The sequence below is a fragment of the Vibrio sp. KUL78 genome (genome assembly GCF_059725505.1).
In genome coordinates, this window is record NZ_AP045837.1 from 1,896,660 (window position 1) to 1,920,143 (window position 23,484).

At 46.0% G+C, this 23,484-nt stretch carries 23 protein-coding genes; 8 read left to right on the forward strand and 15 right to left on the reverse strand.

What is annotated here, in order from left to right; all coding sequences use genetic code 11:
* Positions 1-276: 276 nt before the first annotated feature.
* On the reverse strand, positions 277-1,035 hold the full coding sequence (locus AC6I8Y_RS08830; protein WP_498019932.1) for a phytanoyl-CoA dioxygenase family protein: 759 nt from the start codon (positions 1,033-1,035) through the stop codon (positions 277-279).
* Positions 1,036-1,240: 205 nt separating this feature from the next.
* On the opposite strand from AC6I8Y_RS08830, the gene AC6I8Y_RS08835 reads away from it, so the two are divergent.
* Complete coding sequence (locus tag AC6I8Y_RS08835; protein WP_394154426.1) at positions 1,241-2,101, forward strand: helix-turn-helix domain-containing protein; 861 nt, start codon at positions 1,241-1,243, stop codon at positions 2,099-2,101.
* 2 nt (positions 2,102-2,103) lie between these two features.
* Here AC6I8Y_RS08835 and AC6I8Y_RS08840 read toward each other — a convergent pair whose 3' ends face one another.
* The 7 genes from AC6I8Y_RS08840 to AC6I8Y_RS08870 all read right to left on the reverse strand — a co-directional run bounded on the left by AC6I8Y_RS08840 (position 2,104) and on the right by AC6I8Y_RS08870 (position 8,986).
* A complete protein-coding gene (locus AC6I8Y_RS08840) occupies positions 2,104-2,439 on the reverse strand; it encodes a PTS fructose transporter subunit IIB (protein WP_394154424.1) in 336 nt (111 codons plus the stop codon).
* 101 nt (positions 2,440-2,540) lie between these two features.
* Positions 2,541-3,218, reverse strand: a complete 678-nt coding sequence (locus tag AC6I8Y_RS08845) for a fructose-6-phosphate aldolase (RefSeq protein WP_498019933.1) — start codon at positions 3,216-3,218, stop codon at positions 2,541-2,543.
* Between the two features lie 91 nt (positions 3,219-3,309).
* Positions 3,310-4,167 carry an SDR family oxidoreductase gene (locus tag AC6I8Y_RS08850; RefSeq protein WP_498019934.1) on the reverse strand — a complete coding sequence of 286 codons (858 nt, stop codon included), beginning with the start codon at positions 4,165-4,167 and terminating at the stop codon, positions 3,310-3,312.
* Positions 4,168-4,169: 2 nt separating this feature from the next.
* Positions 4,170-5,060 (reverse strand): [formate-C-acetyltransferase]-activating enzyme, encoded by an 891-nt coding sequence (locus AC6I8Y_RS08855; RefSeq protein WP_498019935.1) that lies wholly within the window; start codon positions 5,058-5,060, stop codon positions 4,170-4,172.
* Positions 5,050-7,350, reverse strand: coding sequence for a formate C-acetyltransferase (locus tag AC6I8Y_RS08860; RefSeq protein ID WP_498019936.1), 2,301 nt, complete (start codon positions 7,348-7,350; stop codon positions 5,050-5,052). Before AC6I8Y_RS08860 ends, AC6I8Y_RS08855 begins: the two co-directional genes overlap by 11 nt.
* A gap of 138 nt (positions 7,351-7,488) precedes the next feature.
* Positions 7,489-7,812 (reverse strand): PTS fructose-like transporter subunit IIB, encoded by a 324-nt coding sequence (locus tag AC6I8Y_RS08865; RefSeq protein ID WP_498019937.1) that lies wholly within the window; start codon positions 7,810-7,812, stop codon positions 7,489-7,491.
* 100 nt (positions 7,813-7,912) lie between these two features.
* Complete coding sequence (locus tag AC6I8Y_RS08870) at positions 7,913-8,986, reverse strand: PTS fructose transporter subunit EIIC (protein WP_042472751.1); 1,074 nt, start codon at positions 8,984-8,986, stop codon at positions 7,913-7,915.
* Positions 8,987-9,473: 487 nt separating this feature from the next.
* Here AC6I8Y_RS08870 and AC6I8Y_RS08875 point away from each other — a divergent pair, with 487 nt between their 5' ends.
* The 5 genes from AC6I8Y_RS08875 (at position 9,474) to AC6I8Y_RS08895 (ending at position 16,164) form a co-directional block, all read left to right on the forward strand.
* A complete protein-coding gene (locus AC6I8Y_RS08875; RefSeq protein WP_498019938.1) occupies positions 9,474-10,427 on the forward strand; it encodes an HPr family phosphocarrier protein in 954 nt (317 codons plus the stop codon).
* Positions 10,384-11,976: a phosphoenolpyruvate--protein phosphotransferase gene (gene ptsP / locus AC6I8Y_RS08880; protein WP_498021476.1), complete on the forward strand. Its 1,593-nt coding sequence runs from the start codon at positions 10,384-10,386 to the stop codon at positions 11,974-11,976. Before AC6I8Y_RS08875 ends, ptsP begins: the two co-directional genes overlap by 44 nt.
* 149 nt (positions 11,977-12,125) lie before the next feature.
* The gene (locus AC6I8Y_RS08885; protein ID WP_498019939.1) at positions 12,126-12,608 is read left to right on the forward strand and encodes a heme-degrading domain-containing protein; all 483 of its coding nucleotides are present in this window, start codon (positions 12,126-12,128) and stop codon (positions 12,606-12,608) included.
* Positions 12,609-12,619: 11 nt separating this feature from the next.
* On the forward strand, positions 12,620-13,282 hold the full coding sequence (locus AC6I8Y_RS08890) for an HAD-IA family hydrolase (protein ID WP_498019940.1): 663 nt from the start codon (positions 12,620-12,622) through the stop codon (positions 13,280-13,282).
* A 464-nt stretch (positions 13,283-13,746) separates the two neighbouring features.
* Entirely contained in the window at positions 13,747-16,164 is a 2,418-nt protein-coding gene (locus AC6I8Y_RS08895) for a hybrid sensor histidine kinase/response regulator (RefSeq protein WP_498019941.1), read from the forward strand.
* A 69-nt stretch (positions 16,165-16,233) separates the two neighbouring features.
* On the opposite strand, the gene AC6I8Y_RS08900 is transcribed toward AC6I8Y_RS08895, so the two are convergent.
* Complete coding sequence (locus AC6I8Y_RS08900; protein ID WP_498021478.1) at positions 16,234-18,054, reverse strand: PhoX family protein; 1,821 nt, start codon at positions 18,052-18,054, stop codon at positions 16,234-16,236.
* Positions 18,055-18,304: 250 nt separating this feature from the next.
* On the opposite strand from AC6I8Y_RS08900, the gene ggt reads away from it, so the two are divergent.
* Positions 18,305-20,068: a gamma-glutamyltransferase gene (gene ggt / locus AC6I8Y_RS08905; protein WP_498021480.1), complete on the forward strand. Its 1,764-nt coding sequence runs from the start codon at positions 18,305-18,307 to the stop codon at positions 20,066-20,068.
* A gap of 19 nt (positions 20,069-20,087) precedes the next feature.
* Here ggt and AC6I8Y_RS08910 read toward each other — a convergent pair whose 3' ends face one another.
* The 3 genes from AC6I8Y_RS08910 to AC6I8Y_RS08920 are packed head-to-tail and all read right to left on the reverse strand — an operon-like array spanning position 20,088 to position 21,437.
* On the reverse strand, positions 20,088-20,561 hold the full coding sequence (locus AC6I8Y_RS08910) for a GNAT family N-acetyltransferase (RefSeq protein ID WP_498019942.1): 474 nt from the start codon (positions 20,559-20,561) through the stop codon (positions 20,088-20,090).
* 9 nt (positions 20,562-20,570) lie between these two features.
* Positions 20,571-21,071: a GNAT family N-acetyltransferase gene (locus AC6I8Y_RS08915; protein WP_498019943.1), complete on the reverse strand. Its 501-nt coding sequence runs from the start codon at positions 21,069-21,071 to the stop codon at positions 20,571-20,573.
* A 24-nt stretch (positions 21,072-21,095) separates the two neighbouring features.
* On the reverse strand, positions 21,096-21,437 hold the full coding sequence (locus tag AC6I8Y_RS08920) for a zinc ribbon domain-containing protein YjdM (RefSeq protein WP_042472737.1): 342 nt from the start codon (positions 21,435-21,437) through the stop codon (positions 21,096-21,098).
* Between the two features lie 137 nt (positions 21,438-21,574).
* Here AC6I8Y_RS08920 and AC6I8Y_RS08925 point away from each other — a divergent pair, with 137 nt between their 5' ends.
* Positions 21,575-22,048, forward strand: coding sequence for a peroxiredoxin (locus AC6I8Y_RS08925; RefSeq protein WP_498019944.1), 474 nt, complete (start codon positions 21,575-21,577; stop codon positions 22,046-22,048).
* Positions 22,049-22,097: 49 nt separating this feature from the next.
* On the opposite strand, the gene AC6I8Y_RS08930 is transcribed toward AC6I8Y_RS08925, so the two are convergent.
* The 3 genes from AC6I8Y_RS08930 to AC6I8Y_RS08940 all read right to left on the reverse strand — a co-directional run bounded on the left by AC6I8Y_RS08930 (position 22,098) and on the right by AC6I8Y_RS08940 (position 23,459).
* Positions 22,098-22,250, reverse strand: a complete 153-nt coding sequence (locus AC6I8Y_RS08930) for a hypothetical protein (protein WP_498019945.1) — start codon at positions 22,248-22,250, stop codon at positions 22,098-22,100.
* Between the two features lie 117 nt (positions 22,251-22,367).
* A complete protein-coding gene (locus tag AC6I8Y_RS08935) occupies positions 22,368-22,910 on the reverse strand; it encodes a nucleotidyltransferase family protein (protein ID WP_498019946.1) in 543 nt (180 codons plus the stop codon).
* Between the two features lie 132 nt (positions 22,911-23,042).
* A complete protein-coding gene (locus AC6I8Y_RS08940; RefSeq protein WP_498019947.1) occupies positions 23,043-23,459 on the reverse strand; it encodes a GFA family protein in 417 nt (138 codons plus the stop codon).
* Positions 23,460-23,484 lie beyond the last annotated feature (25 nt).

Sequence of the window (23,484 nt, forward strand, 5' to 3'; positions counted from 1 at the left end):
AATTACAAATATGTCCAGAGCTAAATGATATATATATCGTATTAACTTGCTGAATTTACTCAATATTAAAATAGTGCAAGATACCTATTATTTAACACAATAATAACAACAGTTAACACAAGTAAAACAACCTCCCTATAATGAGTCAAGGCACGACTCATCATAGGGATTTGCAAAATAACGTGAGCAGATTCACCTACAAAAGACAAGGTGATGCGAAGGGAAAAACTTTGAGAATAGTCGCAATTTTCAATATGGTACAGTTTTCGGTTAAAACTATACCCCAAGCAACTTTCTCTGAGCTTGATTTAATCTAAGTGCTGTTTCTGGGTGTAACCACTTTTTCTGATCTTGTTGTTGTATACCATCAGCTGAAACATACAAGCCATGCAAAACACGTCGGCGAGAGCCGATGTAATTGATGGTACCTCCATGCCATGTGTGGGCATTGAATATCATAATGCTACCGGCTGGGCATTCTAAATACACTTCTTGGGGATGTGTCGCCTCGGTGTCTTCCAACACATCCTCAGGCAACTCGGGTCTTAGGTGCGTGCCAGGAATGATTCTAGGTGCTCCATTCTCTTTACACAGATCATCCAGTGCCCAAATCGAGTTTACCAAATGGACTTTTGGAAAATCAGGTCTTGGTTTTTTCCAGTCTCCGTGGAGTGGCTGCATACCACCGCCTGGATGAGCCTCTCTCCCATTTAGGCTAGAGACCTTGAACTCGCCTTTGAAAATATGTTGGCACGCATCGAGTACCAATGGATGAGACCACACTTTCTCCCATACCGTGCCCTTATTAATCAGGTTCGCGATACGTGTAACTGTCTCTTCTTGGTGATGCTCAATCGCGAGCTGGTCACCCTCTTTTTCAACGAGCTGGTCGAATTTATCTCTAAGATCTTGCAACCACTCTGGGTCAATGACATCTGGGATAATCGTAAAACCGTGAGTGTCTAATTCATCGTATTGGCGTGGCGTTAATCCATCGAGGGAGTAGAGCCCTGTCAGTGTTGTTTCGTGACTCATTTTATTATCCTTATTGGCTGACTTTTCACCTCTCAATTTACTGCTCTTTTCGTCTAAATCCTGTAGGGAAAATCTACGATAGACTGGACATTTGTTAGATCGTCATCTAAATGTGAACCACCTCAAACCGCTTGAAATATCAAGTGACGTATAATGCCAACTCGAATCAATACATCACTATTTTCTAGAAGAATGTTATAAAAGCATGTTAGACAGAACATACCTTATTGAAGCGCTTCACCACTATGCTACGCAAACCGCAGAAATACATTCCCTGCAGTTCGCGGGCAATCTGCCAAGTCCACCTCCCCTTGCCTACCAGGTTCATTTCCCACGCATTGAAATGGTACTTATTGGAGAGTTGGAAATGGACGTAGGTAGTAACGTAGGAACGGATACTGGTGTCGTATTAAAGCAAGGAGATGTTCTTTACCTACCCGCGGAGAGCTGGAACAAACCTAATTGGGATAAACCGGTTGTCACCATGACCATATTGGTCGGCAAACAAAGCTTTGGCATGAGCTTGCTCAGTTGGGATGGAGAAAAGTTTGATTCTGCCATCAAAGAAAACGTCGCCAGACGTGGACCAAGAACTGGCTCATTTATACTGCAAGCGATCGAGGAGCTGGCATGGCACTCACAAGATCAAAATACGCTGAGATTGCTCGCGAGCAGCTTGTTTAGTCATATCCATGACCTGATTCATAACCCACCAGAAACACCATCTAAGAGTAAAGCCCTTTTCGATGCGGTTAGGGATTACTTAGAGCAGAACTACCACGAGCCACTTACTCGCGAATCGGTCGCTAAACACTTTTATGTCTCACCGAATTACTTGTCACAGCTTTTTAATAAAGAAGGCAATGTTAAGTTTAATGAGTATCTGACTAGGATTCGATTGGAAAGAGCAAAGTATCTATTAAAACAATACGATACGAAAGTTAAGGAAGTCGCACATCGCTGCGGATTCAATGATAGTAATTACTTTTGCCGAGTGTTCAAACAACAAACTGACCGTTCCCCTTCACAGTATCGAGCGCACTATCAAAGCGGAACGGTAGAATAGATCTATACGTTGATAACGGTTCCTGCTGGGGCGCGTTTCGCGCGCTCTATTGCACTCATCGCCAATTCTGGGTTGCGCAGAAAGTCTGAAATCGACATTTTAATCAATCGTGATTGCGCGAATCGCTCCACACCCTCAATGTTGATATCCGCAATAATGAAAGCAACGTCAGCTTCGTCAATGGATGCTTGTTCGATAGCGTTCTCTGCCCCTAGAGCACCTTGAGTCTCAACCTGAATCTTATAGCCAGCTTTCTTAGCAGACTTCTCTAATAATTCTGCGGCCATATAGGTGTGCGCAACACCGCTAATACACGCCGTAACTCCAACTAACTTCATTCTAATCCTAAGATCTTTCTATAGCAAAAAGCCTAGTGAGTATAATCTCACTAGGCATCCCTGTCTTTGTCTATTCTATGTAAACTTGTTCCTAATCATGATCATAGTAAATCAAGAACCGTTTTGCCCTCACCATACGCTTGATTCCAATCGCTCATAAAGCCCGCGACACCGGAATCAGTCAGCGGATGAGCCAGCAACTGATCAAATACATCCGGTGCGATTGTGACCGACTGTACCCCTGCTTTGGCAACTTCATGTACTTGTTGGACGTTCTTAAACGACGCGGCGAGTACTTTCGCATCCAGCTGATAGACATCGATAAGATGTGCCATCTGCGCAGCCACTTGAGTACCATCACCACAGATATTATCCAGTCGGTTTACATAGGGTGCTAAAAATTCAGCTCCAGCCATCGCAGCCATCAAAGCTTGTTGTGGCGTTAAAATCGCAGTCGCCGTAATTCGTATACCTTCGGCACTGATTAGCTTCATAGCTTTAATACCTTGAGGCGTCACGGGTACCTTAACGATGATTTCTGAATCAAGCTTACGCAACGCCTTCGCTTCTTCCAACATGACTTCCGCGCTATCGCTAACGACTTGCGCATGCAACATGCGATCTGGACCAATAATTTCACGGATATCTAAAATGATATCGCGTAAAGGACGATTCTCTTTAGCTATGATGGTCGGGTTGGTTGTGACACCGACTATTGGGTACAAGTCTACCGCTTTTTTAATTGCATCTAGGTTGGCGGTATCAAGCATATAAATCATGGGTACATCTCCAATGGTAATTTGGGTCGCTACTGTGTGGCCTGTTTTCAAAGACTGGTTCTTTAAAGACCGTTTTTTTAAAGACAAATGTTTAGTAGCCGAATTCTTTCAAACACTTAGTAATCGCTTGTTTGCTCTCAGTAAACTGAATGCCCTGAGCAGCAAGCTTGCTGGTATCAAGTCTCACATCACGTGTCTTTGGCGCGTCACTTTGCACCAGAACCTCTTGGATGCGTTTTCCGAGCTTAAGCTCAGTTAAAATATGTTTTGCTATCTCATAGCGGCTTGCGTCGTTGTGCGCGCCAGTGTGGTAAGTTCCATAAGGAATTTCGAATATTTTTGGAAACTGCTCAATAAGCTCATGAACATACGTTAAACCACGAAACTCATTGCCTCGTTCGTGCATGGTCTCACCGTTAAATAACGCTTGAGTCGCATTCCAAACCACATTCGGATTGATCGTTGTATTGCGCTCTGGAAGACCAAACAACCAGGTGAATCTCAACACCCACATCTCAGGCAAGATCGTCGCTAACTCTCGCTCGGCCTCCAGTTTATTTTGACCGTAGACCGTATCCGGTACTGGTGTTGATTCTTCTGTGTATGGTCCTGCTTCTGGATTGCCATTGAACACTTGCTCAGTGGATATAAACACCAGTTTCGCCCCCACATCTTTACAAGCTTTAGCGACATTAATCGCTCCTTGGACGTTCACCTTATGAGCCACATCTGGATGCTTGTTGCAAAAATCGGTGACGGCGATAGCAGCGGCATGGATGACAAAATCAGGCTTGAACTCACCTAAGATGCGGTTCACTGCATCAGCGTCCGTGATGTCTAATTGGGCAACGTCAGTGCCTCGAACCTCGAACTCACCTTGATAGCGGTTAATAAATCGTGTTCCGAAGAAACCACCCGCACCAGTAATTAAAATTCGCTTCTTGCTCATGTCTAGCCTCCTATGACTACTTTGTATCCATGTGCTTCGACATGGCGCTGAATAGCATCAACTTCTTGTTTTGTAGGTACCGGGGTATCCTTCATCGAATACGTCATCCCTAGTGTTTCGTATTTGCTGGAACCAAATTGATGGAACGGCAGCAGGTGTAATTCTTCTAACGAATAAGGTGCTAAAAACTTCAGCACCTTATCGACATTGATCAGGTCGAGTGTGTACCCTGGAATCAGTGGCAACCTTGGGATCAACTTACAAGGTGCCAACTTTAGAGCATCAAAACTCTTGAGCACTCTATCCAAGTTAATACCAATGACGTCTTTGGCTTGCTCTCTGTTCATCATTTTGAAATCAAATAAAATCTCGTCACAGTATTTCGCCATCTCAACAAGGTGGTTGCTGTTCCCATGCCCAGAGGTCTCGATAGCCGTTTTGTAACCAAGCTTTTTAAGTTGTTTAAGGAGTTCAATACAGAACTTACCGTGAACCAAAACCTCGCCACCGGATAATGTCACCCCGCCTCCAGAGGTTTGATAAAACACATCGTCTTTGGCGATTTCTGCAATTAACTCTTCAACCGTGACGTCGTAACCGACTTGTTCGTAAGCACCGCTAGGACATTCGTCAACATCTTGTTCACACACATCACAGTGAAGACATTTTGACTCCCTACGAATGTTTACTTGTTCAATAGAGCGAGATTCGGGGTTCGCACACCACGGGCACTTCAATGGACACCCTTTAAAAAACACGACAGTACGTATCCCCTCACCATCATTGAGCGAGTAGCGTTGAACATTGAACACTCGAGCGGTTGGTGAAGGAGAGCCCAGCTCTCCTTTGTGTTCTCCGCAGCGTGAACCGCTAGTGTTGCACTCACAGCTCATGGGCAGTTCTTCGAATGATGTCGTCTTGAATCTCTTTAGACAGCTCGACGAAAAACGCACTGTAACCCGCTACTCGAACTACCAACCCAGCATAGTCCTCTGGTTTTTCCTGTGCTTTGCGAAGGGTTTCTGCATTAAGCACGTTAAATTGGATGTGCTGCAGTTTGAGCTTCATAAAAGCACGCAAAAAGTCGCCCAGTTTAGTAATGCCTTGTTCGCCCTCAAGCGTTGAAGGGGTAAACTTCACATTCAACAAGCTGCCATTCGAGAGCAAGTAATTATCCAGTTTGCTGACTGACTTAAGCACGGCGGTTGGACCCTGTTGATCTTTACCTAACATCGGCGATAGACCACCATCAGCCAACTGCTCACCTGCCAGACGACCATCAGGCGTTGCACCAACGACCGCTCCGAGTGGCACGTGTGCTGACACCGTGTAAGAGCCAGGTGTAAAGTAGCCACCACGAGGGTTTTCGTAAGTCTCGACTTCTTTGCAGAACAAACGAAGTAAGTCTGCCCCCATAGCATCGACCTCATCGATATCGTTGCCATACTTCTCGTATCGGTTCATCAAGCGAGCTCTAACGCGCTCACCTTCTTTGCCTTCAAAGTTAGATTCCAGCACCTCAATAAACTCAGCAAAGCTCATGCGCTTCTCTTCAAACACAAAACGTTTGAGCGCCATAAGAGAGTCAGACAGGTTAGCAATACCAATGCCTTGCACACCAGAGAAGTTATAGCGTCCACCACCGTAAGTGATGTCTTTGCCATTCTCGATGCAATCATTGATGAACGAAGATAGAAGCGGTACCGGTGCCCAATCACGATGACCCACATCGCAAATATTCGAGCCTTCGACCATTAACTTAACGTAGTCACAGATATCACTGCGGATCTCAGACATTAAAGCGTCAAACGAGACTTCTTGATTGTCTTTATTGCGTTTTAGAACCAGCTCCATCACTTTGAGCAGGTTAAACATGGCAATATCGTGCAATCCATAGGTTTTGCCTGGAATAGACAATTCGACGCAGCCGACAACGGAGTAATCACGAGCATCTTCTAACGACACGCCACGGTTTAAAAACGCTGGCACCACGACTTCATCGTTGAAGATCTGTGGAATACCCGTTCCGAGGCGAATCGTCTCTGCGGTTTTATTCAAGAACGCTCTATCGATAAACTCATTCACGCGCACACCAAGGTTAGGCTGCGGTAGTTGAACGCTTTGATACGCATCCAAACAGAGGGAAGACAAGGTGTTTACAGCGCTGCGTCCATTCTCGGTCAAGCCGCCAAGCAAAATGGTGTATCCCGTTGGGAAGCCCGCAAAGAACTTAGCACTGCTAGATGAGCGCAGCAGAACGATGTCATTGGTCTTAACCCACAAACTCTCGAGTAGTTCTTGCAAAAATGCAGGTGATTCACCTTGTTCAATAGACGCTTGATAGAACGGCATCATGTATTGATCAAAGCGACCCAGTGAAAGCGAGCTCGCATTAGATTCATATTGCAAAATAATGTTCATATACCAGAACAACTGGCACGCTTCATAGAAACCTTGCGGCTTTTGGGTCGCGATGTTTGCCGAAATGTTTGCAATACGGGTTAGTTCAGCGGCGCGTACTGGGCACTCACACTCTGCTGCCATTTGATTAGCAAGGGCCTCATATCGGCGAATGTGACGTATGGACGCCTCTAAGAGGATCAAAACCGATTGATAAAACTCGTTATCAGCATTGACCGTCGCCAGTGTCGACATTTCATCGGTTAACGCACCAAGACCTTTTTCTAGCAATCGATCAAAATCGATGATGATGTGCCCTTGGCCTTTATCAGTCTGGTTAACACTAAAGACTTTCTCAGCAACAGCCTCTTTGACGTTGTCAGGGATCTGCCCATTGATGAAATCTTTCATCGAACGTTCAGACCAATAAGGTAATAACGTCTCCTTGTAGACCGCCTTATCATCCTCAGAGATAAAGAATTTATCCTGCGAACGTGACTCGAAAATATCGAGCTCTTTCTCAATCCAGTACGGGTCCATTTCTGGGGACACAATACCAGCGCGAGGTTTCACGGTTCGGTTACCTGCAATGAGCTCATCATCACGAATAGATATCGCGACATTGTCCATAACATGAGCGGTGGCCTTAGCACGGCGGATCAAGGTGTGCTCGCCTTCCGTTTGTTGATGACTCTCGGTGTACAGAAGAGCGCGCTCTAGGGAAATTTCTCGTTGGGCTTCAAACAGGGCAGACTTTAATCGAGTTATTCTTTCGGTGCTCACAATAGGCTCCATTATTTTTATATGTGGGTACTGATTGAGTTCATATCAGAGTCACCTTTGCTAAACCGGCAGAACAAGTGACTGTGGTATGAAGGCTCCTCCGAATGAAGGAGCCATATTTATTTATGCCGTCATTATTTATGCCGTCGCTTTCTCTAGATGCGCGGCAATCTTGTCCATTACTGCTTCAGAGCGCTTAACTGCGTCGCTCACACCGATACGAACAATCGTCTTACCTTTGAATCGATCTTCGTTCTTGATACCAATGTCCTTGGTCAAGATAACGATGTCAGCGCCAGCAATGTCTTGTGCACTTAGCTCATTCTCGATACCGATAGAGCCTTGAGTTTCAACTTTACAGTCCCAGCCTTTTGCTTTTGCTGCTGCTTCAACCGCTTCTGCTGCCATGTAGGTATGTGCTACGCCAGATGGGCATGCTGTTACTGCTACGATACTAGTCATAATTCTCACCTTTTATTTTTAACGTTCTGTTTTTATTGGATATATCTTTCAATTTCTAAGAGTTAACCGTGATATCTCGAACTAACCGTGAAATCTCGAACTAACCGATAGTGATATCTAGGTCTAAATCATCGGATTCTTCTTTCTTTGGCTCTTCGACCTTGCGACGTGCTTTTAGGAAGTTAACCATTAGTGCGGTAACAAGAGAGCCCACAGCGAGTGCAATCAGGAAGCCAAATCGTCCCTCAACCACTGGCAGTACAATCAAGCCACCCCATGCCGCGAAACACTCAACACCCAAGACAGCTGCCGTTGCGGCGCCTGTTGCCGTACCGATCATGATTGACGGTAGAACACGCAGTGGGTCTGCAGCTGCGAAAGGAATCGCACCCTCAGTGATACCCATGGTGCCCATTAGGATTGATGCGCGGCCTGCTTCTTGCTCGTCAGAGCCATATAGTTTTTTGTTTAGGAAAGTCGCAAGACCCATGCCTACTGATGGCGTAGCAACCGCTACTGCACTGATACCGGCAACGTTGTAGATACCTTCACCGACACAAAGAATGACGAATGCATAAGCCACTTTGTTGACCGGACCACCCATATCGAAGGCAATCATTAGACCCATGATGATAGCGAGTACCACAATGCTTGAGTCTTGCATGCCTTTAAGGAAGCTAGTTAGACCTTCAGTTGCCGCACCAATTGGCTCACCGATACCCCATACAATGGCGCCTGCAGTGATAAACGTACCTATGATAGGAATGACAAAGATTGGCATGATAGAGCGAGCAAATGCAGGCACTTTGATCTTTTTGAGGTAGAAGACAACGATACCACCTAGGAGACCCGCGAAAATCGCGCCAAAGAAACCCGTGTTGTACATATTAGCGCCGATGAAAGCGGCAATAGCAGAAGGGGCTAGCGCCGAACGGTCCGCAATGGAATAACCGATGTAAGCAGCAAGAATGGGAACCATAAGTTGGAAGCCAGCAACACCGATGAAGAACAAGTCATGCAGCCAGGTTCCCTCTTCTGGTACTGCGCCCTCACCATAAAGCATGACCGAAGCCGCAAGTAAGATACCGCCCGCAACCACGAAAGGAATCATATGAGACACACCCGTCATTAGATGTTGTCTTGTGTTTTTAAGAATTGAGATTAAGTCATTCATTGACCTCTCCTTAGAGTACATAAGTATTAAAATTTTTTATTAAAGGAAGTACTTCTTTTATATTTATTGGCTCACGTTTTTGATTAAGCTTCAGAGAAACTCCATCTCTATCGCACAGGGTTATAATAGTGAGCATTTGTGCTATCCAGTTAGAGGACAAAACTGCTTTTTACTGGATATTTGTTAGGTGTGAGATGAATGTTGATCTTGAGCACACTTTGAGTAACAGCAAGATAGAGAGGACGCAATTTATTTATAATGCATTGTTTTGGAATGATTTTCCGTAATATCAACCACTATTAACACAACGATCAACATGACAGAAGTCACAAGATTAACTGTATTTTTGAGCGCTATCACAGTTAATCCAGCATCTAACAAATATCCAGTTTTTAGCACTTTTATCCAATAGCCCCGATTTTTGGAACTGTTAAAGTTGTAGTCATAAACAACCAATAACAATTTCGAACCTAAGGAATGAGCCCCTATGAGAAGTTTTACGTTTTCTTGTGAATTGCCGAATGGTGTTCACGCGAGACCAGCGGGTCATGTAGAAACCCTTTGTAATCAATATCAATCGAGCATTGAATGGCAGAACGAGCGTACCGGGCTTTCTGGAAATGCGAAAAGCGTTTTATCTCTTATCGGTACCGATACCTTGCTTGGCGACAAATGCGTGATCACTATTGAGGGTGAGGACGAAGAAACAGCATTAGAGGCACTACAAAGCTTTATTGCTAATGAGTTCCCGCACTGCGATGCGCCTCTAGAACAAACGCAGGCCGATGAAGAACAGCAACCACTGCCTCGTAACCTGGCAAACCTAACCTCAGGTGTGGTTAGAGCGACTTCCGTCAGTTCTGGTGTCGGACGCGGTGTGGTGGTAAAAGTTGGCGCAATCAATTTTGACCAGCTCCCTTATATGCCAGAAGCCAAACCGCTAGTTCAAGAGCAATCAGCATTGAAATCAGGCGTCGCCCACTTGGCGAAATCAATCGAGGTGCAAGCGAAAACCTCGGTCGACACCGAAAGTGAAGTCCTCGCGGCGCACTTGTCTATTCTTAATGATGAAGAGTTTGCCAAGCAGCTGAACACTAACCTAGTTGAAGGTCGAAGCAGCGCTCAGTCTGTTATTGCCACTGCCAAACACTACGCGGAGCAATTGCAAAAATCATCAAGCCAGTATCTGCGCGAGCGTGAACTCGACATCCGCGACGTATGTTTCCAACTGCTGCAAACTATCTATGGTGACGAGCACTACACCAGCCAACTCGCACTGACTGAAGCCTCGATTTGCATGGCTGATGACCTCACTCCTAGCCAGTTTCTAGAGCTAGACAAAGCGCTTCTAAAAAGGTCTTGTCCTGACTCATGGCGGCAGCACCTCCCATACCGTTATTCTCGCTCGCTCGTTTGGCATTCCTACGGTCGTCGGCGTTAAAGACGGATCATTGGATGCCAACATTGGCAGTGAGGTCTACCTAGACGCTAACCTTGGCGCCATTGTGACCGACTTAAGTGAGCCCGTTGTTCGCTATTACGAGCAAGAGCAGCGTGTCATTAACACGGTTCGAGAGCGACAAGCAGCATTTAAAGACACGCAAGGCATGACAGAAGATGGCAAAAAGCTCGAAGTGGCAGCCAACATCGCTCACTCAGTAGAGGCCAAATCCGCCTTTGAATCCGGCGCTGAAGCCATTGGCTTATTCCGTACAGAAATGCTGTATATGGATCGCAAGAGTGCACCTAAAGAAGACGAGCTATACAATATCTTCTGCCAAGCTCTCGATGCAGCGGCGGGTCGAGCTATCATCGTCCGCACTATTGATATCGGTGGTGACAAGCCCGTTGATTACCTCAACATCCCGAAAGAGAACAACCCATTCCTTGGCTACCGCGCGGTTCGTATCTACGAAGAGTTTATTGAACTGTTCAAAACACAGCTTAGAGCGATTCTAAGAGCCTCTGCGCATGGTCCATTAAAAATCATGATCCCGATGATTTCATCAATGGAAGAGATCTTGTGGGTTAAAGACATTCTCGCAGAAGTTCGCCAAGACCTTCGTAAAGAGCAAGTGCCGTTTGATGAGAAGATCCCACTCGGCATCATGATGGAAGTCCCATCCGTCGCATTTATCATCGATCAATGCTGTGAAGAAGTCGACTTCTTCTCTATTGGCTCTAATGACCTAACCCAGTATCTGATGGCGGTGGATCGTGACAACGCTAAAGTCACCAAACACTACAACAGCTTAAATCCGGCGTTCCTAAGAACACTGGATCACGTAGTGAGCGAAGTACATCGCCATGGTAAGTGGGTTGGCCTTTGTGGAGAACTAGGTGCGAAAGGCTCAGTGCTACCACTGTTGGTTGGTCTTGGTCTGGATGAAATTAGCATGAGTGCGCCAAGTATTGCTGCAACTAAAGAGCGTATCTCAAACCTAGATAGTCGCGAATGCCGTCAGTTACTCAATAAAGCGATGCAATGCCGCACACCTCTTGAAGTAGAGCACCTGCTTGCGCAGTTCCGAATGGCCCAAACTGAAGCGCCGCTTATTTCAGAGGATTGCATCAAGCTCGACTTAGACCTTCGCAGCAAAGAAGAAGTGATTAAAACACTGTCAGATAACCTCTTCCTTACAGGTCGTTGCCGTTATCCGAATAAACTTGCGGATGATTTGTGGGCGCGCGAAGATGTGTTCTCTACCGGGCTTGGGTTTGGTTTTGCGATTCCACATACCAAGAGTGAACACATCGAGCAGTCAGCGGTGAGCGTGTGTCGTCTCGCTAAGCCGATTCAATGGGGCGATGAAGAAGCACAATTCGTCATCATGCTGACGTTAAATAAGCACGCTGCTGGCGACCAGCATATGAAGATTTTCTCGAAGCTCGCACGCAAAATCATGCATGCCGACTTCCGTGATGCGCTCTTCAATGCCAAATCCAGCAGTGAGATTGAACAAAAACTGATGGCAGAGTTAGAACTCTAGTCCATCACTCCAAATGGAAGTAGGAAGGAATTAAAACCTTCTCACCTCGGGCTTGGACTGATGCTCTAGTTCGGTTCCAAGTTTTGGCGAAGTAACCTTCATTCGTGTCCAGTGTTACTTCGCCCTTTTTCGTTTATAAGGACCGGATAATGACAACCTCTACCTCATCTGAACTTCAAGATCTTTTAGCCTCTTTAATTTCTCAAGAAGAGGAACTGCAATTCCCCCACTTTAACAAAGAGACAGCTTGGCAGATTGGTACTGCACTTCGTGCTCTTGCGGCAGGTAAGCAAGCTAAAGTCGCTATCGACATCACAGTCGGCAACCAATGTCTATTTTACACTGCGTTAGATGGCGCGACATTAGATAATCAAGAGTGGGTTCGGCGCAAATCCAACGTGGTTCAGCGATTTCAGCGCAGCTCTTGGTACATGAAACATTACCTAGAGATGAAAGGCAAAACCATTGACCAAGCCTCTTTCGTCGATGCTAAGGATTACAGCCCTTTCGGCGGCTCATTCCCGATTCGTGTCATCAACACCGGTATGATTGGTACGATTACTGTTTCAGGTCTGCCTCAACACGAGGACCACCAGCTAATCGTGGATGTACTTTCTCAGTATTTAAAATAGGAACACTTATTGTGACTACGCTTTCTTTTAAAGGATTACTCTTCGACCTTGATGGTACCTTAGTCGACTCCATCCCCTGCGTTACTCGCGCATGGTCAAAGTGGGCAGAATCTAAAGGACTCGACCCCGACTACGTGATATCTCGCATCCATGGCAGACCCGCTATCGACTCTATTGCAGAGCTCATGAATGCCCCAGTAACCTCCGACGTAGTCAAAGCGGAGTTCGATTATCTCGAACACTATGAAGCAACCAACACTGAAGGCACTGTCGCGCTTGCAGGCACCGTCGAGCTTCTCAATGGACTTAATGAGCTGAATATCCCGTGGGCGATTGTGACGTCAGGCACTTTGCCAGTTGCCACGGCGCGTATCAAAGCTGCAAATTTACCTAGGCCAAAAGTGCTGATCACACCTGAAGTTCTCTCCCAAGGTAAGCCACACCCTGAACCATACCTTCGCGGAGCTAAAGAGCTTGGTCTAGAAGCCAAAGATTGTGTCTGTTTTGAAGATGCTGTCGCTGGGTTGAACTCAGGGATAGCAGCTGGCTGTATGACGATTGCGGTGCTGAGTCATGCTAAGAGAGAAGAACTGCCGAAGGCGGACGGGTATGTGGATGCGCCGATGGGTGTGGTGGTTCGTGGGAGCGATGGTGGGTTTGAGTTGGTAGTTTAGGAAGCTTAGAATTTTGTTTGACTGCGGCTGCCCCCGCCCAGCCTCAAGGCTCGCTATCGCGTGGCCTATTCTACAAGGCGATGCGACGACATGAGCTAGGACATAGTTCCACACCTTGATAAAGGGTCGCTAGGGTTGATGTTGCAGCAGGAAAGGTTGACTATGTAGCTCGTGTTCTAGCCCGGCTTGACCCCTCCCAACCTCCCCTTAGCAAGGGGAGGAGCCCATGCTCGCTATCGTGTAGCCTATTGTATTAGGCGATGCGACGATAGGAGCTAGCCCGTAGTTCTCCCCCTATATAGGGGGGAGCTAGAGGGGGTACCACCCTAACCTTAAAATACCCCCTACTTTCCCACAGTTACCCCTCTCGCCAAAGGCTCGCATTACAATAATGTTTCATTTTGGTTACAGAGCTTTATGCGTTAAACTTGACACCATTAGCCGTAAAAACAGGATGTTGAGCTATGCCTTCGACCCAATCAAATCACTCTCGCACCATTCGAAAGATACTCTTAATAGGTGCATGCACGATACTAGGCTTGCTCGCCGTATTCTTCTATACCGAGCGAACCGTAGATAACACCAAAGAACAACTGATTGGGTTACAAAAAGACATATTGGCGTCAGCGAACACTATGCTGATGATGCGACGTCATGAGAAAGACTTTATTGCTCGTGTCGACACCAAATATCTAGAAAGAATGGAAGACGAATACCTGACCATATTGTCTCAAATTGGACAGATTAATATTGGCGTCGCAACATCGGGCATTGAAATAGATTACGACGGTCAAACAGCCCTCTCTCGTGTAGACGACTACACACAGCGCTTTTTCAAACTCTCTGAACTGGTGCTACTGATTCACGGTGATAACCAGCAAGAAGGCTTGATTGAACACTTCAAAAACAAGGCCCTGGCTTTTGAGCGCGCGCTTATCGACGCTGACTCAAGAAGCATGGATTTTGTCGCATTATCGACAAAAGATCTCCTGTACCAGTTCTTCTCAACCTTCGACCCAGAAATCCTACCAAGAATCGAACGTAATCTGTCTCAGCTAGAACAAGAGATTACGGACCAGCAACTCAGCTTTGAGATGTTTAGTCGTTTTCAAGAGTTTCGCTTGGCGTTTTATGGGCTTCAAGGCGCTTATGAGGAGTTTGGTTACTCCCATAACCAAGGGGAGCTTGGTGAACTTAGAGCAAACATCCATCAGCTTGAAGGGGCACTCAACACTCTCTTTAATGAGCTGCCACCTCTCATTGCCCAGAAATTGAGTGACGTAGAGAACAACCGCGTGTTAGCGACCATTGCTTTTGTCACTACCGTGCTGCTCGTTCTGCTATACATCATTCGTCAGATATCTGCGCTTGAGAAACAGCTTATCAACGCTAGGGAACACGAAATCCAAGCCAATAGAGCGAAAAGTGCATTCCTTGCGAATATGTCCCACGAAATCCGCACACCGCTTAACGGCATCTTGGGCATGACAGAGATCCTCGGCGACACGCGTCTAACTGCGAGTCAAAAGGACCACCTTGCAACGATTAATGCCTCTTCCCAGACTCTGTTGATGCTCATTAATGACATTCTCGACCTATCAAAAATAGAATCGGGTCACCTTGAGATTTGCCCACATACGACTGCTATTAAAGAGACTATCTACGATACCGCAGCGTTAATCGCGCCAAAAGCTCAACAAAAGTCATTAGATATTCTGATCGAAATTGACCCCGATGTGCCTGATTACGTGCAAGCCGATGAGCAGAAGGTGCGCCAGACACTTATGAACTTGGCGTCCAATGCTATTAAATTCACTGAGGCTGGTCATATTGCCTTTAAACTGAAAGCCAGTGACACAAACCAAGATACAGTCACTCTCGGTTTTGTGGTGGCTGATACTGGTATCGGCATTGACCAAGAAAAACAAAAGCGCGTGTTTGAGGAGTTTAAACAAGAGAATTCCGATACCTCCAAGGATTATGGAGGCACTGGCCTGGGACTTGCTATCTGTTCAAAGATGGTAGAAATGATGGGCGGCAAAATAACGCTGACTTCAGCTAAAGGGAAAGGATCGACATTTAGCTTCGAGCTCACTTTTGAGCGCGATAGCCATTCGGTTAAAAATGAAATCAATAAATCTATCTGCTACGTCACTCACTCCCCTAACCTGCTTCTTATGGATGAGTTCAAGCGTTACAAGTTAGAGGTATTCACTCGACATGATGTCGATGAGAGCTTTAACGAGTTCAACGAAAATACGATTGTGGTTTTCGATGACGCAAGCATACTACCATCACTAAAACGATGTGCTAACCATCTGCCTCACGTGTTACTGCGAGACAACAAAGCAGCACTCGATTGCAGCAATATAGATGTATCCGCTTTTATCACCAGTCCGCTATTTGGTAATCGACTCATCAATACCCTAAAACAAAGCAACGTTGAGCAGAGCGAGGAAACTTTTGATATCAAAGTGGAAGATAACGCTGATCGTAAGCACTTTAAAATCCTCGTGGTCGAGGACAATAAAGTAAACCAGCAGATTGTGAGCTTAAACTTGAAAAAGCTCTCCATCGACTTTGTCATAGCCAACAATGGACAAGAAGCCGTCGACATCTATCAACAACAACATAGTTCCATTGGATTGGTGCTTATGGACTGCATGATGCCGGTTCTTGATGGATTTGAGGCGACCAAAGCAATCCGTGAGTTTGAAAAGTCGCAGGAAATAAAGCAGACCCATATTATTGCTCTAACAGCGTCTGTACTCGATGACGATATTAAGAAATGTTATGACAGCGGTATGGATGACTACCTACCTAAACCCTTCAAGCGTGATATTTTGATGGAAAAGCTCGATGCTCGTTTTCAAAACGCGTAATCACTCGATGCTCAGATGACAAAAGGGAGACCAAGCGGTCTCCCTTTTCAGTTTTGGTAGTTCAGTCGACTAAGCGCCGATCACACCGCCATCTTTACGACTGATCATGATAACCGATGAGCGAGGCACCGCATCACCACCTTCAGGGAAGTGAGAAGGCGCAAGGTCTTCACCTGGGTGCTGAACGCCGACAAACATCGTTTTGTGGTCAGGCGAGAATGTAAGGCCAGTGATTTCACATGCGATAGGTCCCGTTAGGAATCGACGTATCTCTCCCGTCTCAGGGTCACTACACAGCATTTGGTTATTACCCATACCGGCAAAATCGCCTTTGTTTGAGTATTTACCATCGGTTTGAATCCACAAGCGACCTGCGACATCAAAGCCGATACCATCTGGGCTATTGAACATATTATCTTTGTTGATGTTCTCCGTACCCGCCATCAAACCAGATTCATGTACCTCAGGGTTGCCTGCGATGACATAGATATCCCATTCGAAGGTGTCTGATGTGTGATTACCACTTGTTGGATTCCAACGAACGATATGCCCATAAGGGTTTTTCTCACGTGGATTGACCGCGTTGATTGGCTGATTCTCTCTGACGCCACGATACTTGTTGTTTGTGAGTGTGCAGAACACCGATTTGTTGTCTGGATGCACTGCAACCCACTCTGGACGGTCCATGGTTGTCGCACCGACTTGAGTTGCCGCCATACGGGCAAAAATCATCACTGACGCCGCATCTGGGAAGCCATTTTCTGGCGTCAGTCCATTTTTACCCCAAGTGAGCTCAAGCCATTCACCTTTGCCTTTTAGCTCACCCTGTACTCCATCGAATTTGGCAACGTAAAGCGTGCCCTCTTCTAGGAGATCTCGGTTAGAGTCTGCACCCTCAACATACTTGTTCTTAGACACAAATTTGTAGAGGTGCTCGCCACGCTCATCATCACCAAGATACACCACGACATGACCATCACCATTGATAGTCAGTGCTGCATTTTCGTGCTTGAAGCGTCCAAGCGCACTGCGTTTTTTCGGGGTCGAGTTAGGGTTCATCGGATCGATTTCAACAACCCAACCGTGACGATGTGGTTCGTTCGGATCTTTCGCCATATCAAAACGAGCATCGTGCTTGTACCAGTCGTATCCGCGGTCCTTTTTATTTAGACCATAACGTGCATAGCTTACTGGCAGTTCTGAACCAGAGGTATCGGCAAAGTAGCCGTTAAAGTTCTCTTCACAAGTAAGATATGTACCCCAAGGTGTCTGACCATTTGCACAGTTGTTAAAGGTACCGAGGATCTTACTACCAGACTTGTCAGCCGCTGTTTTTAGCAAATCATGACCAGCAGCAACACCCGTCATTTCCATCTCAGTAAAAGCCGTAACGCGTCGATTGAGACGCCCATCTAGATTTACCTGCCATTGCCCAAAGTTCTTTTTCAGTTCAACCACAGATACGCCATGCGCTGCTTGTGCTTTACGAACGTCATCTGCTGATATGTTTTTGCCTTGGTGCGTGTACAGGTATTCGTTGTTAGTGTATTCGTTGTTCACCACTAAGACAGCGCGATCATCTTCAATCAAGAAGAAAGTCATGCCGTCGTTGTTATCGCCAAACTGCATCTCTTGCGCTTTAGAATCGTTATTTTGACTAAACGCAGGCGCGCCTTTTTTGATTGCGTCGCCCCAAGAAATAAGCACGTCCGCCTGATAGCCATCTGGAACTTGAACAGTATCTGCCGTTGAAATAGGTATCGCATTGAAGCCCATCAAGTCAGATTTCGCCGCCTTTACGTTGGCTACCGCTTGACTGACCGGCGTCGCAGCAAAGAAGCCAACAGTTGCTGCCGCTCCCGTACCTTTCAGGAAACGACGACGTGACATCGCTGCGTCGACAAATTTGTTGAACTCTGGTTCGTGATCAAGTGGACGCTGATCATCGTTATTATTGAAATTGCTCACCTTGACTTCCTTTTATACTAAACTTCGCAATTGACACATTGCTTGTCATATTTCGCTCCTAATAATGAGGATGATATGTTACATATGTGTTGCATTTAGTTGGCAAATAGATGTCCATGTTTAGATAATCAGCCTAGCCTCTCATATTAAAAAAGCAGAAAAATAATAAGGAATCCCCATGACAACACCGTTGCTTCGGCTTATCCCATTTATCTCCCTAATCAGTTCAATACCGGTCTTAGCGAATCAACAAGCCACCGACGCTTTTGCGCCCGAAATTGCCACAGGCTTTACCTCAAAACCGCTAGTCACAGCAGAAAACTGGATGGTTACCGCCGCCAACCCAACTGCCACTCAAGCAGGCGCAGATGTTCTTAAACAAGGTGGTAACGCTGTCGACGCCATGGTCGCTGTGCAATTAATGCTTGGCTTGGTAGAACCGCAATCAAGCGGTATTGGAGGAGGCTCCTTTCTAGTTTATTGGGACAATGAAACCAAAAAACTGACCACCTTTGACGGACGTGAAACGGCACCTTCTGCAGCCGATGAAAATCTCTTTATTGGTAAAGACGGAAAGCCAATGAAGTTTTATGACGCTGTCGTCGGCGGTCGTTCTGTCGGCACTCCGGGAACAGTCAAATTGCTTTGGGATGTCCATCAAAAATACGGACAGCTCGATTGGGCTAAGATCGTCGAACCAATCGCAGCTAAAGCCGAATCTGGATTTGTCATAAGCGCGCGCCTTGCCAAACTGATTGCCAACGACACTAAATTTCTAGCAAAGCACCCAACCACTGCAAGCTATTTACTGCAAGCAGATGGCTCACCCAAAACACAAGGAACATTGCTGAAAAATCCAGAGTACGCAGCAACACTGAGGCTAATGGCAGAACAAGGCAGCGATGGCTTCTATAAAGGTGCAGTGGCTCAATCGATTGTCGATGCGGTACGTAATGAATCCAAGACTAACCCAGGTAAGCTGTCACTAGAGGATCTCACTCGCTATCAAGTCGTTGAGCGAGAGGCGGTTTGCGCCCCATACAAGCAGTATGAGGTATGCGGAATGGGTCCACCGAGCAGTGGTGCTTTGACTCTCGGTCAAATCATGATGCTTTCTGAACCCTTTGAACTCGATAAGCTTGGAAAGGACAACCCTGTTAGTTGGCAAGTGTTAGCGGACGCGTCAAGATTAGCCTTTGCCGACCGTGGACTGTACATGGCAGACAGCGATTTCTATAACGTTCCGACTGGTGGTCTACTCGACTCAAGTTATATGCGTGAGCGCAGTCAACTCATCACACCTAACAAGGCGTTGACTGAAGTGTCAGCAGGCAATCCTCCTTCAAGTAACAGCGCTCGCCTCGCGAAAGATCAAGCCATTGAGCTTCCTTCAACGACGCATTTCAACGTTGTCGATGGCAAAGGCAATGTCATCTCCATGACATCCTCTATTGAAAACGTGTTTGGTTCGCGCGTAATGGCAAGCGGATTCCTACTCAATAATGAGCTTACTGACTTCTCATTCGTTCCCAAGCAAGGAGATAAACTTGTTGCCAACCGTATAGAAGCTAACAAGCGTCCTCGTTCCTCTATGTCACCAACGATTGTAATGAAAGAAGACAAGCCTTATATGGCAATTGGCTCACCAGGTGGCAGTCGCATTATTGGCTACGTCGCACAAACGCTCGTCGCTCATTTAGATTGGGGAATGAACATTCAAGAAGCCATCGATCAACCACGCATGATCAACCGTTTTGGGGAGATGGATATTGAGGTGAATACACCACTAGAAGGCTATGCACAGCAATTTGAGAAGATGGGCTATAAAGTTAACGCTCGTGAGTTGAACTCAGGGCTGCATGCTATTCGATTTACGGAAAGTGGTTTAGAAGGTGCCGCTGACCCTCGCAGAGAAGGCATCGCAATCGGCGAGTAGATAACACCGAGTTTAGAACTTAGGGCACAGAACAGGGCATAGCGTCGAGCTTATAACGATAAACGCTGTGCCCTACTTCATTGTCCTCTTCCTTTGCGACTTTTTCCCAACTCAACGTTTCATACATGCCGCCCACGTTGGTATAAGCATACAAAGCAGGCTCATTAATTTTGTACGCTTCTTGTATAGCTGCCAACACTAGCCGCCTTGCCAGCCCCAATCCTCTGTATTTTGACTTTACATACACCGCGTTTAACCATAGTGCCTGTACATTCGGGTCATCGGGTGCTGGATAACGAGTAAAAGCAATACCTGCCACGACCTCATTGTTACGCTCCACAACAATCGCTTCAGGAGTATTCGCCATATTGAGTGACTCATGAGTGAAATCGGACCATTCTTGTTGAAACAAAGCCACCAGCTGTTCTTCATAACGGGAGCTTTTGAGGACAGAGTAAAGAGAGAACAAGTAAGAGTGGCTAGATGCAGGCATAGTTGATTATCACTTAAGGGAAAGTTCAAAATGCGCCAGTTTTAATACATCCTCATTGAGGCGCATCAATTCAGGTCGCTGCTTAGTGCGGGAAAATCCCGATTTTTCAAGAACACGAATCGATGCTGGATTATTAGTAGCGGCTTTTGCGTAGACTAAACGAAGATCGAGCTTTTGCTGTGCGAGTAGTAACGAATCATGAACGGCTTGAGTCGCAATTCCGCTATTCACATAAGCATGCCCGACTCTATACCCCAACTCACATTCAGCTTCTTCGATGTTGGTGAAGTTAACACGTGCGGCAATACGATTTTCATCGATTAGAACGAAAAAAAGGCTAGTTTCACAACACTGCTCTTCGAGCAAAGCGTGTTGAGCGGTGACAAAAGACGCGTTTTGGGAGTAACTCGCGGGTCTAGCAGGAACATACTGTTCGAACCAAGCTTTGTTATCGCGTTCAAACTCGAACAGCATGTCGAAATGACAAGGGGCAAGGCTTTCTAACTTCATACTTCTCCCCTTGCCTGACAAGATTTATACGTTCGCTTTCTTAACGAACTTTGCGGTGATCATCATTTCACCGGCGCCATCGACCTTGCAGTCTAGTTGATGGTCCTTTCCATCAACTATTCTTCTGATCACCGCTTTGGTCCCGATCTTCATAACCATTGAGCTGCCCTTAACTTTAAGGTCTTTTGCCAATGTAATACGATCCCCTTCTTCCAGGCGAGTTCCATTGGCATCCTTGATGTTCAGCGTACTATTTTCTTCCGCCTCAACAGGATTCCACTCATAGGCACACTCTGGGCAGATTAATTGAGACTGATCTTGATAAACGTATTCAGATTGACAATTTGGGCAAGGAGGGAGTGACATAACTTCATCAATTTTCTATTAATATTGAGGGCTATTTTGCACCAAAGCGTGAAATCTGTCGACCTTAGTGCCAAGCTTCGATCAGATAGTCTATCTTTGAGTAGGTAAGTCAATTCGCTAATTAATAAGGAAGAAACATGATTCAACAAGGGCAAGCTCTACCTAATGTAACCCTTAGCCAACTCACTGCAGACGGCATGGTAAATCACAATGTGGCTGAACTTTTTGCTGATAAAAAAGTAGTGTTATTTGCGGTTCCCGGCGCATTCACACCGACCTGCTCAGAAGCTCACCTACCTGGATTTGTCGTCAATGCTGATACTATCAAGGCAAAAGGCGTAGACCTTATTTGCTGCGTGTCAGTGAACGATGCGTTCGTGATGAAAGCTTGGGGAGAGGTCCACAACGCCAGCGAATTACTCATGTTAGGTGACGGCGATGCGGCGTTTACCAAAGCGATCGGATTGGATATGGACACCGCATCTTTCGGTGGCGTGCGCTCTCAACGCTACGCCATGATTATCGATAATGGCGTGGTTACTCAGCTCAATGTAGAAGCGCCAAGTCAATTTGAGGTCAGTACCGCAGAAGCCATTCTAGCGGAACTATAACCTAGACTCGTGATACCTATAATCTGATGTGGTCTACTTCAAAAATGAGTCACCACATCAGATTCGTCATCAACACGGCGAACAACACGCCAAAAGAAAAGCTCGGCCAATGAAGCCCTCGCTTTTGTGCTTGTACTACTTCTCTAGCCACTTCTTCTTGAAACGTTTTCTTCCAAAGCAAAGGTTCATAATTATTCTGCATAGCTTATCCTCCGTTGACTGCTAAGAGTAAGCTTAAAACCTCATGTTAAGTTGAGGTCAACAGAAAATTCATTTCACTTTTAAATGTTTATAGTGGATGGGCATATAGTGACTACTTTTAGCTTGGCTCTACAACAGTCAGTAAAGGCCACTGCCTCAACCACTGCTTTGACTCTACTCGCTTATGGAAAACGCTCAATGGTCTTTTCGGATTAGGCGATAGCTTAGCTTGGAACAGAGAATCGAAACCAAATGCAGATATACATTCAAACTGTCCAAAAGCGACTTGGCGGATCCCCACCGCTGTCTCTTTTTCTGGCCAATAACTCATAGCGTCTAGGGTGCTGGTATAAGGCGTATCCCCATTTCGGGTATGCATAATGGCTTGGTTTCGAACTTGCCAATGATACTGAGGCATTACCTCGCTCAGCATGTTTTCGTAAACAAGGTATGTGGAGTCATCGGTTTCATTTGGATCAAAATACACAACATCGATGTCATTCAATGGTGTCGAGTCTTTCTTGTTATGCAGATAGTCCCAAACCAGATTTCGAACAAACCCCGCCGCTAAATAACACTGAGGTAGCGCAAGAAGATAGACCTGATGGATGGCTTCTAGCCTGGCGCTGTCATTTTCAATAAGTTGTATTATTTGATTCACTAGCTCTTACCTAAGTCATTCTACGCAGGCGTTTAAGGCTTGTTGCAATATCCATTTCCATTCTTACTTGTTATCTTTTTGAAAACCACAGGAGGCAAGTTACGCTATCTTGGAAGACAACCCTTCAATGAGTCACTCTATGTCAGTCTTAAACCCTATATACTCTGGGGCTGTAATGCCTTCTTTGAACCATTTGGTCTTCTCTGCACTAAAGATTTGGGCTGTAGGCGACAATGAGGGTGCGCTATCAAGGCTTCCCACTGGCACAATAAGATCGGTACCATTCTGAGATTCATGGGGTAAACCTGAACCACAACGAGAGCAGAATACCTTGGAAAAATTTCCTTCAGGATGCTCGAAGCGCACAACTAAATCCTCTCCCTTTAACCAAGTTAAGTTATGCTTGTCCGTAATCGCGTTGGAGGCATGAGACGACCCCGTCACTTTTCGACATTGCTCGCAGTAGCAAAAATAGAAGTTCTCGAATCTATCTTCTAATTCAAACTCAACAGAACCACATAAGCATCTACCTTTGATAGTCATAGGCATCGTCTTTCCCTTCTCATTACATTTG

Excerpts from the sequence above, each read along its gene's own strand:
- AC6I8Y_RS08830 (WP_498019932.1), bottom strand. The coding sequence starts at position 1,035 with ATGAGTCACGAAACAACACTGACAGGGCTCTACTCCCTCGATGGATTA.
- AC6I8Y_RS08835 (WP_394154426.1), top strand. The coding sequence starts at position 1,241 with ATGTTAGACAGAACATACCTTATTGAAGCGCTTCACCACTATGCTACG.
- AC6I8Y_RS08840 (WP_394154424.1), bottom strand. The coding sequence starts at position 2,439 with ATGAAGTTAGTTGGAGTTACGGCGTGTATTAGCGGTGTTGCGCACACC.
- AC6I8Y_RS08845 (WP_498019933.1), bottom strand. The coding sequence starts at position 3,218 with ATGATTTATATGCTTGATACCGCCAACCTAGATGCAATTAAAAAAGCG.
- AC6I8Y_RS08850 (WP_498019934.1), bottom strand. The coding sequence starts at position 4,167 with ATGAGCAAGAAGCGAATTTTAATTACTGGTGCGGGTGGTTTCTTCGGA.
- AC6I8Y_RS08855 (WP_498019935.1), bottom strand. The coding sequence starts at position 5,060 with ATGAGCTGTGAGTGCAACACTAGCGGTTCACGCTGCGGAGAACACAAA.
- AC6I8Y_RS08865 (WP_498019937.1), bottom strand. The coding sequence starts at position 7,812 with ATGACTAGTATCGTAGCAGTAACAGCATGCCCATCTGGCGTAGCACAT.
- AC6I8Y_RS08870 (WP_042472751.1), bottom strand. The coding sequence starts at position 8,986 with ATGAATGACTTAATCTCAATTCTTAAAAACACAAGACAACATCTAATG.
- AC6I8Y_RS08875 (WP_498019938.1), top strand. The coding sequence starts at position 9,474 with ATGAGAAGTTTTACGTTTTCTTGTGAATTGCCGAATGGTGTTCACGCG.
- AC6I8Y_RS08885 (WP_498019939.1), top strand. The coding sequence starts at position 12,126 with ATGACAACCTCTACCTCATCTGAACTTCAAGATCTTTTAGCCTCTTTA.
- AC6I8Y_RS08895 (WP_498019941.1), top strand. The coding sequence starts at position 13,747 with ATGCCTTCGACCCAATCAAATCACTCTCGCACCATTCGAAAGATACTC.
- AC6I8Y_RS08900 (WP_498021478.1), bottom strand. The coding sequence starts at position 18,054 with ATGTCACGTCGTCGTTTCCTGAAAGGTACGGGAGCGGCAGCAACTGTT.
- AC6I8Y_RS08910 (WP_498019942.1), bottom strand. The coding sequence starts at position 20,561 with ATGCCTGCATCTAGCCACTCTTACTTGTTCTCTCTTTACTCTGTCCTC.
- AC6I8Y_RS08915 (WP_498019943.1), bottom strand. The coding sequence starts at position 21,071 with ATGAAGTTAGAAAGCCTTGCCCCTTGTCATTTCGACATGCTGTTCGAG.
- AC6I8Y_RS08920 (WP_042472737.1), bottom strand. The coding sequence starts at position 21,437 with ATGTCACTCCCTCCTTGCCCAAATTGTCAATCTGAATACGTTTATCAA.
- AC6I8Y_RS08925 (WP_498019944.1), top strand. The coding sequence starts at position 21,575 with ATGATTCAACAAGGGCAAGCTCTACCTAATGTAACCCTTAGCCAACTC.
- AC6I8Y_RS08930 (WP_498019945.1), bottom strand. The coding sequence starts at position 22,250 with ATGCAGAATAATTATGAACCTTTGCTTTGGAAGAAAACGTTTCAAGAA.
- AC6I8Y_RS08940 (WP_498019947.1), bottom strand. The coding sequence starts at position 23,459 with ATGCCTATGACTATCAAAGGTAGATGCTTATGTGGTTCTGTTGAGTTT.